This window comes from Cupriavidus sp. 96C5-1, from assembly GCF_057798855.1.
The window spans coordinates 50,777-66,174 of sequence record NZ_JBYOJU010000017.1 but is presented as its reverse complement, the minus strand read 5'-3'; the positions used below and the strand labels follow the sequence as shown (position 1 = coordinate 66,174).

The window sequence follows — 15,398 nt, the reverse complement described above, 5'->3', positions numbered from 1 at the left end:
GCCGTGTCCTGGCAGCCCGAAATCGATGAACTGGCTTATCGCAAACAACTCGCCGCGCAGCTCGGCGGCCCTGACAAGGTCAAGCGCCACAAGGATGCCGGCAAGCTGACCGTGCGCGAGCGCATCGGCGCGATCGCCGATGCCGGCTCCTTCCGCGAGGTGGGCGCGCTCACCGGCAGCGGCCAGTACGACAGCAACGGTCGCCTGGTGGGCCTGACGCCCGCCAATCTGGTGATGGGGCGCGCCAAGGTCGACGGCCGGCCGGTGGTGCTGGTGGGCGACGACTTCACGGTGCGCGGCGGTGCCAACGACGGCGCGGTCGGCGAGAAGCTGATCCACGCCGAGAAGATGGCGCACGACCTGCGCCTGCCGATGGTGCGGCTGGTGGACGGCACCGGCGGTGGCGGCTCGGTGCGCAATATCGAGAACAAGGGCTATACCAACATTCCCACCATGAAGGTCTGGCAGCACGTGGTGGAGAACATGTCGCTGGTGCCGGTGGTGTCGCTGGCGCTGGGCTCCGTGGCGGGCATGGGTGCGGCGCGCGTGGCCGCCAGCCATTACTCGGTGATGGTCAAGGGCACCTCGCAACTGTTCAATGCCGGCCCGCCGGTGGTGGCGCGCATCGGCCAGGTGCTGGAGAAGAACGAACTCGGCGGCAGCCAGATCCACACCCGCAACGGCGTGGTCGACGACGAGGTGGCCAGCGAGGAAGAGGCCTTTGCGCGTGCGCGCCGCTTCCTGTCCTACCTGCCCGGCTCGGTGCATGAACTGCCGCCGCGCATCGAACCGGCCGACGACCCCGCACGCCGCGACGAATGGTTGCTGTCGGCCATCCCGCGCGACAGCCGCTCGGTCTACAAGATCCGCCCCATCGTCGAGACACTGGTGGACCAGGGTTCGTTCTTCGAGATGGGCCGCTTCTGGGGCCGCGCCATCGTCACCGGGCTGGCCCGCATCGACGGCTGGCCGGTGGCGGTGGTGGCAAGCGATCCGTATCACTACGGTGGCGGCTGGGACGGCCCCACCGCGGAGAAATTCATCCGCTTCGTCGATCTTGCCGAAGCCTTCCACCTGCCGGTGGTGAATATGGTGGACATCGCCGGTTTCCAGATCGGCCTCGAAGCCGAGAAGGCCGGCACCATGCGCTACGGCGTGCGCGCGCTGGCGGCGGTGTACCAGGCCACCGTGCCATGGTGTTCGCTGATCCTGCGCCGCGCCTATGGCGTGGCGGCGGCGGGGCACCAGCATATGGGGCGCTTTAATTTCCGCTACGCGTGGCCGTCGGCCAACTGGGGCTCGCTGCCGATCGAGGGCGGCCTGGAGGTGGCCTACAAGGCCGAGATCGAAGGCGCCGACGATCCGGTGCAAAAGCGCGCCGAGATCGAGCAGCGCGTGCGCAGCCTGACCTCGCCGTTCCGCAGCGCCGAAGCCTTCGTGGTGGAAGACATCATCGACCCGCGCGACACGCGCTCGCTGCTGTGCGAGTTCGCCAACCTGGCGGCACCGCTGCGCGTGCCGGGCGTGAGCAGGTTCGGCATCCGGCCCTGAAGCGGGACCGGCAGCCGAGAACGAGAACAAGAACAAGAACAAGAGCCGAATACAAGACCAGCACCAGCCACCAATACCAGGCAGACAGAAAACCGGAGACCGCCTTGTCCAAACACCGATCCTTTCTTGCGCACAGCCCCGCCTTCAAGGGCCTCGCCACCGCAACGCTGGCCATCGCCGCCGCGCTGCTGCCCGCCGCCGGCGCGCAGGCGCAGGAGCACTGGCCGCAGAAGCCCGTCACCATCGTGGTGCCGTTTCCCGCCGGCGGCATGACCGACCTGCTGGCGCGGCGCATCGCGCGCGATATGCAGGCCGAGTTCAAGCAGCCCTTCGTGGTGGACAACCGTGCCGGCGCCAGCGGCCAGATCGGCACCGAGATCGTGGCGCGCGCCAATCCCGATGGCTACACGCTGCTGGTTACCGCCACGCATCAGGTGATCAACCCGGCGGTGCGGCCCAGGCTGCCCTACAACGCGAGCAAGGACTTCACGCCGATCGCGCTGCTGGCGACCACGCCCAATGTGCTGGTGGTGAACAACAATGTGCCGGTGTCGAACCTGCAGGAATTCCTGGCCTATGCGAAGAAGCAGAAGGACGGCCTGTCGTTCGGCTCGTCGAGCATCGGCGGCGCCACGCATATGTCGGGCGAACTGCTGCGGCTGATGACGAACGCGCCGCTGACGCATATCCCCTACAAGGGCGCGGCGCCGGCGCTGTCGGACCTGCTTGGCGGCCAGATTCCGGCGCTGTTCCACGACGTGATGACGATGGCGCCGTACGTGAAGGACGGCAAGGTCAAGGCCATCGGCGTGACTTCGGCCCGGCGCAGCGAGGCGCTGCCCAATGTGCCCACCATCGCCGAGCAGGGCGTGCCTGGCTATGAGGCGACCACCTGGATCGGCTTCTACGGCCCGGCCAACCTGCCCAGGCCACTGGTGGAGCGGTTGAACCGCGATGCGGTGAAAAGCATGAACAGCCCGGAGTCGAAAGCCAACCTGGCGCAGAGCGGCACCACGCCGGGCACGCTGAATGCGGAGCAGTTCGGCGCCTTCGTGCAGGCCGAACTGACCAAGTGGAAGCGCGTGGCCACCGAGGCCAGGGTGAAGGTGGAATGAGATGAGCGATCACGTTCTCGAACTGCTGGCGCCGCGCTCCGTCGCCATCCTCGGCGCCTCCGACAACCCCATCAAGGCCGGCGGCCGGCCCATCGACTATCTGCGCCGCTACGGCTATGCCGGCCGCGTGTATCCGGTCAACCCGAAGCGTGCGCGGATCCAGGGCCTGCAGGCCTATCCCGAACTGGCCGCGCTGCCCGATGCGCCCGATGTGGTCGTGGTCAGCGTGGCGGGGCAGGAGGTCGAACAGGCCATCGACCAGTGCATCGCCGCGCGGGCGCGTGCCGCGGTGATCTATTCCTCCGGCTTTGCGGAGCTGGGCGAGGGCGGCGCGGCGCAGCAGCGCCGCCTGGTGGAGCGGGCGCGCGCCGGGGGCTTGCGCCTGTTCGGCCCGAACACCCAGGGCGTGGCCAACTTCCGCGATGGCGCCATCCTGCATTTCTCGACCATGATCAACGAGGAAGCCGGGCAGGACGGGCCGGTCGCCATCGTCAGCCAGAGCGGTGCGGGCTCCTCCATCGTCTATGGCGGATTGCGCCGCAAGGGCATTGGCGTGCGCTATATGGTTGCCACCGGCAACGAAGCCGATATCACCGCCGCCGAGGTGCTGCGCGCGGTCGCGGACGACCCGGATATCCGCGTGCTCCTGCTCTATGTCGAATCGCTCAAGGACCCGGCGGTACTGGCGCAGGCCGCGCAGATCGCGCATCGGCGCGATATCCCTATCCTTGCGGTCAAGGCTGGCCGCACGCAGGCCGGCCAGCTCACCGCCAGCTCGCATACGGGGGCGATGGCCGGAGAGGACGCGCTGGCCGATGCCTTCCTGCGCCAGCACGGCATCCAGCGCGTGGCGGACTTCCGCGAGCTGGTCGAGTACAGCCAGGTGTTTGTCGGCGGGCAGCGTCCGCGCGGGCGCAAGGTGGTGGCGATCAGCAATTCGGGCGCGACCTGCGTGCTGGCCGCCGACGCAGCCGAGGATCACGCGCTCTCGCTGTGCCAGTTCGAAGGCGACGGGGCTGCCGCGCTCAAGGCGGTGCTGCCGTCCTTCGTGTCGGCGCGCAACCCGATCGACATGACCACCGCGCTGCTGGGGCAGCCGCAGATCTATGGGCAGACGCTCGACGTGGTCGCCGCGCAGCGCCAGGCGGACATGATCTATGTGGGCTTTCCCATCGGCGGCGAAGGCTACGATTTTGCCGGCTTCTCGGCGCAGACCGGTCGCTTTGCCGCGGCCAGCGGCGTGCCGGTGGCGGTCAGCGCCAACCAGGAATGGGTGGCGCAAGCCTTCCGTGCGCAAGGCGTGCCGGTGTTCGACAGCGAACGCGCGGCCATGCGCGCGCTGGGGATGCTGGCGCGGCACGTGGCCGTGAATGCGGCGCTGCGGGCCGCGCCGGCCGCGCTGCCGCCGGCCTTCTCCAATGCCGCTGCCGGCAGCGTGACGCTCGACGAGGTCGCGAGCCTGGCGGCGCTGGCCGAAGCCGGGCTGCCGGCGGTGGCGCATCGCTTGTGCCACAGCGAGGACGACGTGCGGCGGGCGCTGGCGGAACTGGGTGCGCCGGTGGTGGCCAAGGGCGTGTCGCCCGACATCACCCACAAATCCGAACTGGGCCTGGTGCGCCTTGGCCTTGCCGACCAAGCGCAGGCACTGGCCGCCTTCGCCGAGCTCGACCGCACGCTGAGAGGACTGGCCGCCAGCCAGGGCATCCGGCACGGCGGCGTGCTGCTGGCGCGCCAACGGAGCGGCGCCTTCGAGCTGGCGGTGGGCGCGCATATCGACGACGTCTACGGACCGGTGGTGATGGTGGGGCAGGGCGGCGTACTGGTCGAGGCCATCGACGACGTACAGTTCCTGGTCGCGCCGTTCAATGCCACACAGGCCCGCGAGGCCATCGGGCGGCTGCGCATTGCGCGCGCCTTCGGCGCGCAGCGCGGTATGGAGGCGGTCGACATCGACGCGCTGGCGCAAATGCTGGTGCGCCTGGGCGACTGGATGGCGGCGGCGCGGGGGCAGGTTCGCTCGGTGGACGCCAACCCCGTCATGGTGAACCGCGGCGAGGTGGCGCCGGTGCTGGTCGATGCGGTGGTGATCCGCGCGGGAGTCAGCGCATGAATGCCGCTACGAACGCCTATGACACGGTACGGCCGCTGCGCCGCGTGCTGGTCGCCAATCGTGGCGCGGTAGCGGCGCGCATCATCCGCGCGCTGCGCGCGCTCGGCCTCGAGTCGGTTGCGGTGTACTCCGATGCCGACGCCGGCCTGCCCTATCTGCGCGAGGCAGATGTCGCGCTGCGCCTGGGCGAAGCTCCGCCGCTGGCCAGCTACCTCGACCAGGACAAGCTGCTGGAGGCCGCGCGCGCCAGCGGCGCGGATGCGGTGCACCCAGGCTATGGGTTCCTGTCCGAGAACGCTGCCTTCGCCGAGCGCGTGGAAGCAGCCGGCCTATGCTTCATCGGCCCGTCGCCGCACTGGATCCGGCGCCTTGGACACAAGACCGAGGCGCGCAGCTTCATGGCGGCGCAAGGCATGCCGCTGGCGCCAAGTTCCGGCGTGCTGCCCGACGATATGGACACCGTTGCGGCAGCGGCCGCACGCATTGGCTACCCGGTGCTGATCAAGCCCGCCGGCGGCGGCGGCGGCATCGGCATGGTGCCGGTGCGCGACGCGGCCGCCCTGGCGGCGGCCTGGCAGCAAGCCCGCTCGGTGGCGCAGCGCAGCTTCGGCCAGGCGGAGCTGTACCTGGAGAAGCTGGTCGAGCAGCCGCGCCATATCGAGTTCCAGGTACTGGCCGACCGGCACGGCGGCGTGCGCATCCTGTGGGAGCGCGATTGCTCGGTGCAGCGCCGTCACCAGAAGGTCATCGAAGAAGCGCGCGCGCACGGGCTGGATCGCGCCGAAGTCGAGGCCATGGCTGCGCAACTGTCGGCGCTGCTGTCCGGCATCGGCTACGACGTGATCGGCACGGTGGAAATGCTGCATACGCCGGCCGCCGGCTTTGTGTTCCTGGAGATGAATACGCGCCTGCAGGTCGAGCATGCCGTCACCGAGCAGATCGCGGGCGTCGATATCGTGGCAGCGCAGATCCGGCTGGCGCGCGGCGAGCGTATCGGCGACGTGCTGCCGGCCTGCACCGGCGGCGTGCCGGCGCAAGGCCATGCCATCGAAGCGCGCGTCTACGCCGAAGATCCGGTGCGCTTCTTCCCGTCGCCCGGCCCGCTCGAGGTGTTCCGCCCGCCGCAAGGCGAGGGCGTGCGCGTGGAGACCGGCTATGCCGAGGGCTGCCGCGTGACGCCGTACTACGACCCCATGCTGGCCAAGGTCATCGCCACCGGCGCCGGGCGCGACGAGGCCATCGCGAGGTTGCGCGCGGCGCTGGAAGGCTTCGCCATCACCGGTGTCAAGACCAATATCCCGTTCATCCTGCGCGTGCTCGCGCATCCGGACTTCCTGGCCGGGCGTATCGATACCGCGCTGGTCCAGCGTGTGCTGGCCGCTCCGGCACGGCACGACGAAACAGACGAAACACCTACCGATAAGAGAGTTGCCTGATGAACAAGATCGAAGCCGCGGTCAGCGGCCATGTCTGCGCCGTCTACGTGGAAGCCGGCGCTACCATTGCGGCCGGCGACGCCGTGATGATGATCGAGTCGATGAAAATGGAGATTCCGCTCGAATCCGAATATGCTGGCGTGGTCAGGGCCATCCTGGTGCAGCCTGGCGACGCCGTCGCCGAGGGCCAGGCGGTGGTGGAACTCGAATAAAAGGAAAACGGTTTTGGATAGCAACGCGCAGATTGTCCCGGTGGCGCCGGGCACCCCCGAGAAACCCTACTTCGGCATCGACGTGCCGCTGATGCGCCATCTTGGCTTGCAGCCGGTGCGGATGGAAGAGGGCCTGTGCCACACTCGCCTGCCGGTCAGCCCGTCCCTGGTCAACAGCCGGGGCGACGTGCATGGCGGCACCCTGATGGCGACGCTGGACTTTACGCTGAGCGGCGCCGCGCGCTCGCATGCGCCGCTGGAAACCGGCGTGATCACCATCGATATGTCCACGCATTTTCTCGCCGCGGCGCGCGGTGAGCTGCATCTGGAGGCGCGTTGCATGCGGCGTGGCGCCCGCATTGCCTTTTGCGAGGGCGAAGTCAGGAACGCGGCCGGCGAGGTGGTATGCGTGGCGCGTGCGGCGTTCAAGCTGGTGCCGCTGAGCAGCGGCGGAGACTGAGGCTTCAGGCGTTGCCTGCCGCCGGCCGGTAGACCTGCGCGAAGCGCGCCTGCTGGACGATGCCGTAGTCGCCGGGGGCGTACTGCATCAGCCAGTCGCCGGCCTCGCCACGCAGCACATCGCCGCCGGTGGAGCGCGCGATGCTGAAGGCTGCGTCCATCCGCTTTGCCAGCACCACGCCCGGCTTGTTGCGGTAGGCGCCGTCCTGGCCGTGCGTGCCGGCTTGCAGCGGCGCGTACCTGGCGTCGAAGCGCTCGCGCGATACGACCCAGCGGTCGCCGGTGGAGCCGGTGACGATGGCGTCGCCGGGCTGGTAGCGGTTGGGGCCTTCCAGGCTGAGCAGTTCGCCGGGCGCGGCGGCGAAGGCTACCTGGACGACTTCATGTTTCTGGTAGGGGGCGGCGGCGGGGTCGGTGCGCAGGTCGATGTGGGTCAGGGTGGGCATGGTCAGGGATGTCGGCTCGAAGGCTTGGCTACAAAGCCAAAGACAAAAGTCAAAGTCAGTTTCACCTCCCCTGCGGGGAGGCGGCCTGCTTTCTTGTCTTGCCAGGAAAGCAGGCAAGGAAGGCGCGCCGGATGGGGCTCAAAACCCCCTCGCGGCCAGCCCAAAAGAGCGGCCGGGCAGCCTGCTCGCGGGCCGGATCGGTAGTGCTGCCCGCTTCATTCAGCCTAGCACCCTCGGCGCGAACCCGTGATTGAGCGGCCCATTGCCCGCCCCAAGTTCGAAATCCGCACCCGCCACGATCGCATCCGCCACAAAATCCAGCGCCGTTTCCACCGCATCCTCCAGCGTATCGCCGCGCGCCAGCTGGGCCGCGATGGCCGCCGCCAGCGTGCAGCCGGTGCCGTGCAGGTTGCGGGTGTCGACGCGCTGGTGCGAAAACACGCGCACGCTGCCGTCGGCGCCCAGCAGCAGGTCGTCCAGGCCATCGTCCCCGGCCTCCAGGTGTCCGCCCTTGAGCAGCACCGCCGGGCAGCCCAGCGCAACCAGCTCGCGTGCCGCCTGCTCCATGTCCTCGCGCCGGGCGATCGTGCGGCCCAGCAGGTAGGACGCCTCGGGCAGGTTGGGCGTGACCAGCAAGGCGCGCGGGAACAGCAGGCGCACCATGGCCTGGGTGGTGGCGTCGTCCGCCAGCGTGGCGCCGGAGGTCGAGATCATCACCGGGTCGACCACCAGGCGCCGGATGCCGTGGCGGTCCGCCGCGGCGGCCACGGCCTCGACGATGGCGGCGTTGCCAAGCATGCCGGTCTTGGCCGCGTCCACGCCGATATCGCTGGCCACCGCGTCGATCTGCGCGGCCACCATGTCGGCCGGGATGGCGTGTACGCCGGTCACGCCCAGGGTGTTCTGCGCCGTGATGGCGGTGATCGCGCTCATGCCGTAGCAGCCCAGCGCGGCAAAGGTCTTGAGGTCGGCCTGGATGCCGGCGCCGCCACCGGAATCGGAGCCGGCGATGGTCAGGGTGCGGGGAGGGCGGAGTGTCGTCAGGGTCATGTGTGAGGCGGGCGGCAAAGAAAATCGTGGCCGTGGCGATGCGCACCGCCGCAGGTCAGGCTACAATACCGCCACTCCGAGGAGCGTTGCAACGAATGGACGGTATTGTGCCATTCGCCAGGCTCGGACTGTCTTCAACGGCGCTCGCTGATCCGTGGCATACACACGGAGGCGAGTCGACCTATCCGCCCGCCATGCAGCATGCCGCTTGCCGGCACCGCATGGCGCGGCCGTATTCCCGCACTCGTCCTTCGTCGCCACTCTTCATCGGAGTGAAACATGAACGCAGTGACTGATCTGAAGAACGATTACCTGGTGGCCGACATCAACCTGGCTGGCTGGGGCCGCAAGGAGATCGCCATCGCCGAGACCGAGATGCCCGGCCTGATGGCCATCCGCGACGAGTTCGCCGCCGCCCAGCCGCTCAAGGGCGCGCGCATCGCCGGCTCGCTGCACATGACCATCCAGACCGCCGTGCTGATCGAGACGCTGGTGGCGCTCGGCGCCGACGTGCGCTGGGCCTCGTGCAACATCTTCTCGACCCAGGACCACGCCGCCGCGGCCATCGCCGCCTCCGGCACCCCGGTCTTTGCCTTCAAGGGTGAATCGCTGAAGGAATACTGGGACTTCACCCACCGCATCTTCGACTGGGCGGATGGCGGCACCCCCAACATGATCCTGGACGACGGCGGCGATGCCACGCTGCTGCTGCACCTGGGCGCCCGCGCCGAGAAGGACGCAGCGCTGATCTCCAAGCCGGGCAGCGAGGAAGAAACCTTCCTGTTCGCCGCGATCAAGGAAAAGCTGGCCAAGGACCCGACCTGGTACAGCCGCAACCTGGACGCCATCAAGGGCGTGACCGAGGAAACCACCACCGGCGTGCACCGCCTGTACCAGATGGCGCAAAAGGGCGAACTGCGCTTCCCCGCCATCAACGTCAACGACTCGGTGACCAAGAGCAAGTTCGACAACCTGTACGGCTGCCGCGAATCGCTGGTGGACGGCATCAAGCGCGCCACCGACGTGATGATCGCCGGCAAGGTCGCGCTGGTGGCAGGCTACGGCGACGTGGGCAAGGGCAGCGCCCAGGCCCTGCGCGCACTGTCGGCCCAGGTGTGGGTGACCGAGGTCGACCCGATCTGCGCACTGCAGGCCGCGATGGAAGGCTACCGCGTGGTGACCATGGAATACGCTGCCGACAAGGCCGACATCTTCGTTACCTGCACCGGCAACTACCACGTCATCACCCATGACCACATGGCCAAGATGAAGGACCAGGCCATCGTCTGCAATATCGGCCACTTCGACAACGAGATCGACATCGCCTCGCTGGAAAAGTACGAGTGGGACGAGATCAAGCCGCAGGTCGACCACGTGGTCTTCCCCGACGGCAAGAAGCTGATCATCCTGGCCAAGGGCCGCCTGGTGAACCTGGGCTGCGGCACGGGCCACCCGTCGTACGTGATGAGCAGCTCGTTCGCCAACCAGACCATCGCCCAGATCGAGCTGTGGCAGGAACGCGCAAGCGGCAAGTACCCGGTCGGCGTCTACACGCTGCCCAAGCACCTGGACGAAAAGGTCGCGCGCCTGCAGCTGAAGAAGCTGAACGCGCAGCTGTCCGAGCTGACCGAAGCGCAGGCAGCCTATATCGGCGTGAAGAAGGAAGGCCCTTACAAGGCCGATCACTACCGTTATTGATTGTTGATTGCCGGCAGGGCGGCGGGCGATCGCCTGGTCGTCCTGCCCCGCCCCGAATCCGTTTAACCCGAGCGAAGGAATCGTCATGAGATTGCTGGCCGTCTGGATCATCAATGCCGCCGCGCTGTTCGTGGTGGGCAACCTGATCAACGGGATTCACCTTGGCGGCTTCGGTTCGGCCATGATCGCCGCGCTGGTGCTGGGCCTGGTCAACACCCTGATCCGCCCGATCCTGGTGATCCTGACCCTGCCGGTGACGCTGCTGACGCTTGGCCTGTTCATCTTCGTGATCAACGCGCTGCTGTTCCTGTTCGTGGGCAAGCTGCTGGCCGGTTTCGTGGTCACCGGTTTTGGCGCGGCCTTGCTCGGCTCGATTCTCTACAGCGTGATCTCCTGGGCGCTGTCGAGCCTGCTGCTGGGCGAGCGCCGCAGCGCCTGAGGCAATGCATTTCGCGTGGCGCCGTTCGGCGCCTGTGCCAATTTTTCAGCGCGCCGCGCCATAGGCGGCGCGCCACCATCATGCAAGACCGCTACTTCAGCTTTGAATTCTTCCCGCCCAAGACGGCGGAGGGCACCGAGAAGCTGCGCAACACGCGCGCGCAGCTCGCTCCGCTGCACCCCAAGTTCATCTCGGTGACCTTCGGCGCCGGCGGCACCACCCAGCAGGGCACGCTGGACGCCGTGCTGGAAATCCAGCGCGACGGCATCGAGGCCGCGCCGCACCTGTCGTGCGTGGGCTCCTCGCGCGAGAGCATCCGCAATATCCTCCAGACCTATCGCGACGGCGGCATCCGCCATATCGTGGCGCTGCGCGGCGATATGCCTTCCGGCATGGGCGAGATCGGTGAGTTCCGCTTCGCCAATGAGCTGGTGGCGTTTATCCGCGCCGAGACCGGCGACTGGTTCAATATCGAGGTGGCGGCCTATCCGGAGTACCATCCGCAGGCCAAGTCGCCACGCCACGACCTCGAGAATTTCGTGCGCAAGGTCAAGGCCGGTGCCAATTCGGCCATCACCCAGTACTTCTTCAACGCCGACGCGTACTTCCGTTTCGTCGACGACGTGCGCGCCATGGGCGTGGAGGTGCCGATCGTGCCGGGCATCATGCCGATCACCAATTCCTCGCAGCTGATGCGCTTCTCCGAAATGTGCGGCGCCGAAGTGCCGCGCTGGGTGGCCAAGCGGCTGGAGAGCTTCGGCGACGACCGCGAGTCGATCCGCGCCTTTGGCCTGGATGTGGTCACGGCGCTGTGCGAGCGCCTGCTGGCGGCCGGCGTGCCGGGCCTGCATTTCTATACGCTCAACACCGCCAGCGCCACCAAGGCCATCTGGCAACGCCTGAAGCTCTGAGGCGCCGGCCAGCCGACCCGCCAGCGTCATGCCAGCCCGCCGCCCCGATCCCTTCATCGACCATCTGCTCGACCTGATGGGGCCGCTGGCGGCGCGCATCGGCCCGATCACCACGCGCCGCATGTTCGGCGGCCATGCCCTCTACTACGACGGCCTGGTGTTCGCGCTGGTGCTGGGCGGGCGCTGCTACCTGAAGGTCGACGACAAGACCCGCGCCCGCTTCGAGGCCGAGGGCGGCGAGCCCTTCCGCTACAGCCGCGCCGGGCGCGAGATCGCCATGCACCACTACCTGAGTCCGCCGCCGGCCTGCCTGGAATCGGCCGAGGCCATGACGGCATGGGCGCGGCTGTCGGTGGAGTCCGCGCTGCGGCTGGCCAACCAGGCCCGCTGAGCGCGCAGCGCGTGCGGCGCCCGGGCCGGCGGTGGCATACTCTGCTCCATGGCCAGCGCCGTCGATGCCGTTACCGCCACGTTTCGTTTCTACGAGGAACTGAACGACTTCCTGCCGCGTGCCCAGCGCGGCCGGGACTGCGTTTGCGCCTGCGCGCGCGCCGCCACCGTCAAGCACATGATCGAGGCATTGGGCGTGCCGCATACCGAGGTCGAGCTGATCCTGGTCAACGGCGAGTCATGCGGTTTCGACCGCCTGCTGCAGGACCGCGACCGCGTCTCGGTCTATCCCAGGTTCGAGGCCTTCGACATCACGCCGTTGCTGCGCGTACGCGGCGAGCCGCTGCGCACCACGCGCTTTGTCGCCGACGCGCACCTGGGCGGGCTGGCCCACCTGCTGCGCATGACCGGCTTCGACACCCTCTACGACAATCATTTCGCCGACAGCGAGATCGAATCCATCGCCATGCGCGAGGGCCGCATCGTGCTCACGCGGGACCGCGAGCTGCTTAAGCGGCGCGGCGTGACCCACGGCTGCTATGTCCGCGCCATCAAGGCGACGCCGCAGTTGCGGGAAATCTTCTCCCGGCTCGACCTGGGCCGCAGCGCGCGGCCGTTCTCCCTGTGCCTGGACTGCAACGCGCCGTTGCGCCGGATCGACAAGACGGAAGTGGACGGCCGCGTGCCGCCGGGCGTGCTGGCGCGGCACGACCGCTTCGCGACGTGCGCCTGCTGCCGGCGCGTGTTCTGGGAAGGCTCGCACTGGCGGCGCATGCGCGCACTGGTGGACGAGCTGCTGCCGCCCGGCACGGCCTGACCTGGACGTCCGCAAGCCCGCAAGCTCAGAAAGCGCCGGCCTCGCTGACCACCCAGTCCATCGGCAGGTCGTGCGCCTGCGGCGCCAGCGCGATGCGGCAGGCTTCGTGGCCGATACCGATCGCCAGCGGTGTGCTGCCGGCGGCGGCCAGCGCCGCCAGGGTGCGGTCGTAGAAGCCGCCGCCATAGCCAAGACGGAACTTATCCGGGCTGAAACCGACACATGGAATCAGCAGGACGTCGGGCAGCAGGGGCGGCGTGCCGTCGGGCACCGGAATGCCATAGTGCCCGGTGGCCATCGGCGTGGCCGGCTCCCACCGGTGGAAATCCAGCGGCGCGCCGGGGCGGCTGACCACCGGCAGGGCTGCCTGCCGCCCCGGGCCGGCGGCGAGCCAGCGGGAGACCACGGCGCGGGCGTCGAACTCTTGCTGGATCGGCCAGTAGAAGCCCAGCCGGTGCACCGGCAGGCGCTCCAGCAGGGCGGCGAGTCCGGCCTCGATGCGGGCGTCGGCGTCGGCGCGCTGCGGCAGCGCGGCGCGCAGCGCCAGCAGCCGGCGCCGCAATGTGCTGCGTTCGGCGGCCGGGCCGGAGGCGCTGGATGCGCCCGGTGCAGCGGGCTTGCCGGAATCGTCCGAATTGCCGGAGGGGCTGCCAATGTGGTCACTCGGCGGCATGGGCGCGTGGGATAATGTTGACTGTTGCGTTGACCAAATATTGCACGGCTGGCGTCGCGCCCTCGCGAGGGCGGGCCGGCCGTAACAACAAGGAAGCTAAGAATGCCGAAGGGAGTATATCCGCAGCGCGTGGCCAAGGCCGCGCTGGCGGCGATCGCGTGCGCCATGCTTGCCACGCCGGTATTTGCGCAGAAGAAGCCACAGCCGCAGCCCCAGTCGTTGACGATTCCGAGCAACCCCGACGACGCTTTCGTGGCGTTGCGCGATGCCGCCCGCAAGAACGACGTGGCGCGCACCGATGCGATCTCGGCGACCCTGGTGGATTACCCGATCCCGTCCTACGTCGAGTATTTCCGCATCAAGCCGCAGATGTTCGATGCCAGCGGGCTGGCCCGCATCGACGCGCCCGACGACCAGGTGCGCGCCTTCCTGCAGCGCTACAAGGGCGAGGCCATCGCCGACCGCATGCGCAACGACTGGCTGCTGGTGCTGGGCAAGAAGCGCGACTGGGCCAATTTCGATGCAGAATACCCGCAGTTCGCGCTCAAGGACGATACCCAGGTCGAGTGCTATGCGCTGCTGTCGCGCGCCCTCAAGGGCCAGAACGTGGCTGCCGAGGCGCGCGCCACGCTCAGCGACCCCAAGAGCTACGGCGAAGGCTGCGTCGACCTGATCGGCTATCTGGCCCAGAGCCGCCAGATCGAGCCCAGCGACGTGGCCTTCCAGGCACGCCAGGCGCTGGAGCAGAACTACGTGACGCTGGCTGGCCGCATTGCCGCCACGGCGCCCGACGCGCGCGGCGACAGCAATACGCTGGCCACCGTGGTCAAGATGGCGCGCAACGATCCCGGCCAGGCCGCGGCCTACCTCACCGCCAGCGCCGGCAGCCTGTCGCGCGACGAGCAGGGCGCCGGCTGGGGCGTGATCGGCCAGTTCGCTGCCAAGAAGCTGGCGCCCGAGGCGGCCGGCTACTACCGCCGCCAGATGGACCTGGGCGGCAACCAGTGGCTGTCGGATGAAACCCAGGAGTGGCGCGTGCGCGCCGCGCTGCGCCAGGGCGACTGGAAGCAGGTGCGCCAGGCGGTGGAGCTGATGCGCCCCGAACTGCGCGCCAAGGATCCGGCCTGGAGCTACTGGTACGGCCGCGCGCTCAAGGCGGATAACCGTACCGCCGAGGCCCAGCAGCAGTTCCAGTCGATCGCCGGCCAGTTCAACTTCTACGGCCAGCTGGCCAGCGAGGAACTGGGCAACCGCATCGTGCTGCCGGCCCGCACGCAGGTCGGCGACGCCGAGGTCAATGCCATGCGCACCCGCCCCGGCTTCCTGCGCGCGCAGAAGTTCTACGACCTCAACCTGCGCTTCGAGGGCAACCGCGAGTGGAACTGGGAACTGCGCGGCATGACCGACCGCCAACTGCTGGCCGCCGCCGACTATGCCCGCCGCATCGAGCTGCTGGACCGCGCCGTCAATACGGCCGACCGCACCCAGGCCGAGCACGACTTCTCGCTGCGCTTCCTGATGCCCTACCGCGACATCATGCAGCGCGCCACCGACGACGTGGGCCTGGACATGGCCTGGGCCTACGGGCTGGTGCGCCAGGAATCGCGCTTCATCATGAACGCACGCTCCTCGGCCGGCGCGCATGGCCTGATGCAAGTGATGCCTGCCACGGCCAAGTGGGTAGCGCGCAAGATCGGCATGAGCGATTTCTCGCCTTCGATGATGAGCGATCCCAATATCAACATCATGCTCGGCACCAACTACATGAGCATGGTGTTCACCGACCTGGACAGCTCCTGGACACTGGCGTCCGCCGCCTACAACGCCGGCCCCGGCCGTCCCAAGAACTGGCGCTCCAGCCTGACGCGCCCGGTCGAGGGTGCGATCTTCGCCGAGACCATTCCTTTTTCGGAAACCCGGACCTACGTCAAGAATGTGCTGTCCAACGCCACGTACTATGCTGCATTGATGAGCGGCCGGCCGCAGTCGCTCAAGGATCGCCTGGGCACGGTGGCACCGGCGCAGATCACCACCACCAGCCTGCCCTGAGCCCGTCCCGGGGCCTCGTCGCGGCATTGACGAGGCCTCAAG

The 15,398-nt window shown here is 68.4% G+C and carries 15 protein-coding genes and 1 riboswitch; of the genes, 12 read left to right on the top strand and 3 right to left on the bottom strand.

Going from position 1 to position 15,398, the window contains the following annotated elements; translation table 11 throughout:
• Window positions 1-3 precede the first annotated feature (3 nt).
• From AC3FOF_RS19490 to AC3FOF_RS19465, 6 genes are all read left to right on the top strand, one after another.
• Window positions 4-1,551 (top strand): acyl-CoA carboxylase subunit beta, encoded by a 1,548-nt coding sequence (locus AC3FOF_RS19490; protein ID WP_488727521.1) that lies wholly within the window; start codon window positions 4-6, stop codon window positions 1,549-1,551.
• Window positions 1,552-1,655: 104 nt separating this feature from the next.
• Complete coding sequence (locus AC3FOF_RS19485; RefSeq protein ID WP_488727520.1) at window positions 1,656-2,666, top strand: tripartite tricarboxylate transporter substrate binding protein; 1,011 nt, start codon at window positions 1,656-1,658, stop codon at window positions 2,664-2,666.
• A gap of 1 nt (window position 2,667) precedes the next feature.
• Window positions 2,668-4,776 carry an acetate--CoA ligase family protein gene (locus AC3FOF_RS19480; RefSeq protein WP_488727519.1) on the top strand — a complete coding sequence of 703 codons (2,109 nt, stop codon included), beginning with the start codon at window positions 2,668-2,670 and terminating at the stop codon, window positions 4,774-4,776.
• Entirely contained in the window at window positions 4,773-6,212 is a 1,440-nt protein-coding gene (locus tag AC3FOF_RS19475) for an acetyl-CoA carboxylase biotin carboxylase subunit (RefSeq protein WP_488727518.1), read from the top strand. Before AC3FOF_RS19480 ends, AC3FOF_RS19475 begins: the two co-directional genes overlap by 4 nt.
• The gene (locus tag AC3FOF_RS19470; RefSeq protein ID WP_017227264.1) at window positions 6,212-6,424 is read left to right on the top strand and encodes an acyl-CoA carboxylase biotin carboxyl carrier protein subunit; all 213 of its coding nucleotides are present in this window, start codon (window positions 6,212-6,214) and stop codon (window positions 6,422-6,424) included. Before AC3FOF_RS19475 ends, AC3FOF_RS19470 begins: the two co-directional genes overlap by 1 nt.
• A gap of 13 nt (window positions 6,425-6,437) precedes the next feature.
• Entirely contained in the window at window positions 6,438-6,884 is a 447-nt protein-coding gene (locus AC3FOF_RS19465; protein WP_017227265.1) for a PaaI family thioesterase, read from the top strand.
• Between the two features lie 4 nt (window positions 6,885-6,888).
• Here AC3FOF_RS19465 and AC3FOF_RS19460 read toward each other — a convergent pair whose 3' ends face one another.
• Entirely contained in the window at window positions 6,889-7,329 is a 441-nt protein-coding gene (locus AC3FOF_RS19460) for a PGDYG domain-containing protein (RefSeq protein ID WP_488727517.1), read from the bottom strand.
• A 219-nt stretch (window positions 7,330-7,548) separates the two neighbouring features.
• Window positions 7,549-8,379: a bifunctional hydroxymethylpyrimidine kinase/phosphomethylpyrimidine kinase gene (thiD, locus tag AC3FOF_RS19455; protein ID WP_488727516.1), complete on the bottom strand. Its 831-nt coding sequence runs from the start codon at window positions 8,377-8,379 to the stop codon at window positions 7,549-7,551.
• 72 nt (window positions 8,380-8,451) lie between these two features.
• A riboswitch (S-adenosyl-L-homocysteine riboswitch) is annotated at window positions 8,452-8,532 on the top strand.
• Window positions 8,533-8,658: 126 nt separating this feature from the next.
• On the opposite strand from thiD, the gene ahcY reads away from it, so the two are divergent.
• The 5 genes from ahcY (at window position 8,659) to AC3FOF_RS19430 (ending at window position 12,634) form a co-directional block, all read left to right on the top strand.
• Complete coding sequence (gene ahcY / locus AC3FOF_RS19450) at window positions 8,659-10,077, top strand: adenosylhomocysteinase (RefSeq protein WP_017226150.1); 1,419 nt, start codon at window positions 8,659-8,661, stop codon at window positions 10,075-10,077.
• Between the two features lie 85 nt (window positions 10,078-10,162).
• Entirely contained in the window at window positions 10,163-10,516 is a 354-nt protein-coding gene (locus AC3FOF_RS19445) for a phage holin family protein (RefSeq protein WP_017226151.1), read from the top strand.
• Window positions 10,517-10,596: 80 nt separating this feature from the next.
• Entirely contained in the window at window positions 10,597-11,427 is an 831-nt protein-coding gene (metF, locus tag AC3FOF_RS19440) for a methylenetetrahydrofolate reductase [NAD(P)H] (RefSeq protein WP_017226152.1), read from the top strand.
• A gap of 28 nt (window positions 11,428-11,455) precedes the next feature.
• The gene (locus AC3FOF_RS19435) at window positions 11,456-11,818 is read left to right on the top strand and encodes a TfoX/Sxy family protein (protein ID WP_017226153.1); all 363 of its coding nucleotides are present in this window, start codon (window positions 11,456-11,458) and stop codon (window positions 11,816-11,818) included.
• 48 nt (window positions 11,819-11,866) lie between these two features.
• Window positions 11,867-12,634 carry a Mut7-C RNAse domain-containing protein gene (locus AC3FOF_RS19430; protein WP_276265935.1) on the top strand — a complete coding sequence of 256 codons (768 nt, stop codon included), beginning with the start codon at window positions 11,867-11,869 and terminating at the stop codon, window positions 12,632-12,634.
• 25 nt (window positions 12,635-12,659) lie between these two features.
• Here the strand turns inward: AC3FOF_RS19430 and AC3FOF_RS19425 are convergent, their stop codons facing one another.
• Entirely contained in the window at window positions 12,660-13,307 is a 648-nt protein-coding gene (locus tag AC3FOF_RS19425; RefSeq protein ID WP_488727515.1) for a 5-formyltetrahydrofolate cyclo-ligase, read from the bottom strand.
• A 102-nt stretch (window positions 13,308-13,409) separates the two neighbouring features.
• Here AC3FOF_RS19425 and AC3FOF_RS19420 point away from each other — a divergent pair, with 102 nt between their 5' ends.
• The gene (locus tag AC3FOF_RS19420) at window positions 13,410-15,356 is read left to right on the top strand and encodes a lytic transglycosylase domain-containing protein (protein ID WP_276269580.1); all 1,947 of its coding nucleotides are present in this window, start codon (window positions 13,410-13,412) and stop codon (window positions 15,354-15,356) included.
• Window positions 15,357-15,398: the final 42 nt, after the last annotated feature.

Coding starts and splice junctions, on each gene's coding strand:
- AC3FOF_RS19480 (WP_488727519.1), top strand. CDS start 2,668: ATGAGCGATCACGTTCTCGAACTGCTGGCGCCGCGCTCCGTCGCCATC.
- AC3FOF_RS19475 (WP_488727518.1), top strand. CDS start 4,773: ATGAATGCCGCTACGAACGCCTATGACACGGTACGGCCGCTGCGCCGC.
- AC3FOF_RS19470 (WP_017227264.1), top strand. CDS start 6,212: ATGAACAAGATCGAAGCCGCGGTCAGCGGCCATGTCTGCGCCGTCTAC.
- AC3FOF_RS19460 (WP_488727517.1), bottom strand. CDS start 7,329: ATGCCCACCCTGACCCACATCGACCTGCGCACCGACCCCGCCGCCGCC.
- thiD (WP_488727516.1), bottom strand. CDS start 8,379: ATGACCCTGACGACACTCCGCCCTCCCCGCACCCTGACCATCGCCGGC.
- ahcY (WP_017226150.1), top strand. CDS start 8,659: ATGAACGCAGTGACTGATCTGAAGAACGATTACCTGGTGGCCGACATC.
- AC3FOF_RS19445 (WP_017226151.1), top strand. CDS start 10,163: ATGAGATTGCTGGCCGTCTGGATCATCAATGCCGCCGCGCTGTTCGTG.
- metF (WP_017226152.1), top strand. CDS start 10,597: ATGCAAGACCGCTACTTCAGCTTTGAATTCTTCCCGCCCAAGACGGCG.
- AC3FOF_RS19435 (WP_017226153.1), top strand. CDS start 11,456: ATGCCAGCCCGCCGCCCCGATCCCTTCATCGACCATCTGCTCGACCTG.
- AC3FOF_RS19430 (WP_276265935.1), top strand. CDS start 11,867: ATGGCCAGCGCCGTCGATGCCGTTACCGCCACGTTTCGTTTCTACGAG.
- AC3FOF_RS19425 (WP_488727515.1), bottom strand. CDS start 13,307: ATGCCGCCGAGTGACCACATTGGCAGCCCCTCCGGCAATTCGGACGAT.
- AC3FOF_RS19420 (WP_276269580.1), top strand. CDS start 13,410: ATGCCGAAGGGAGTATATCCGCAGCGCGTGGCCAAGGCCGCGCTGGCG.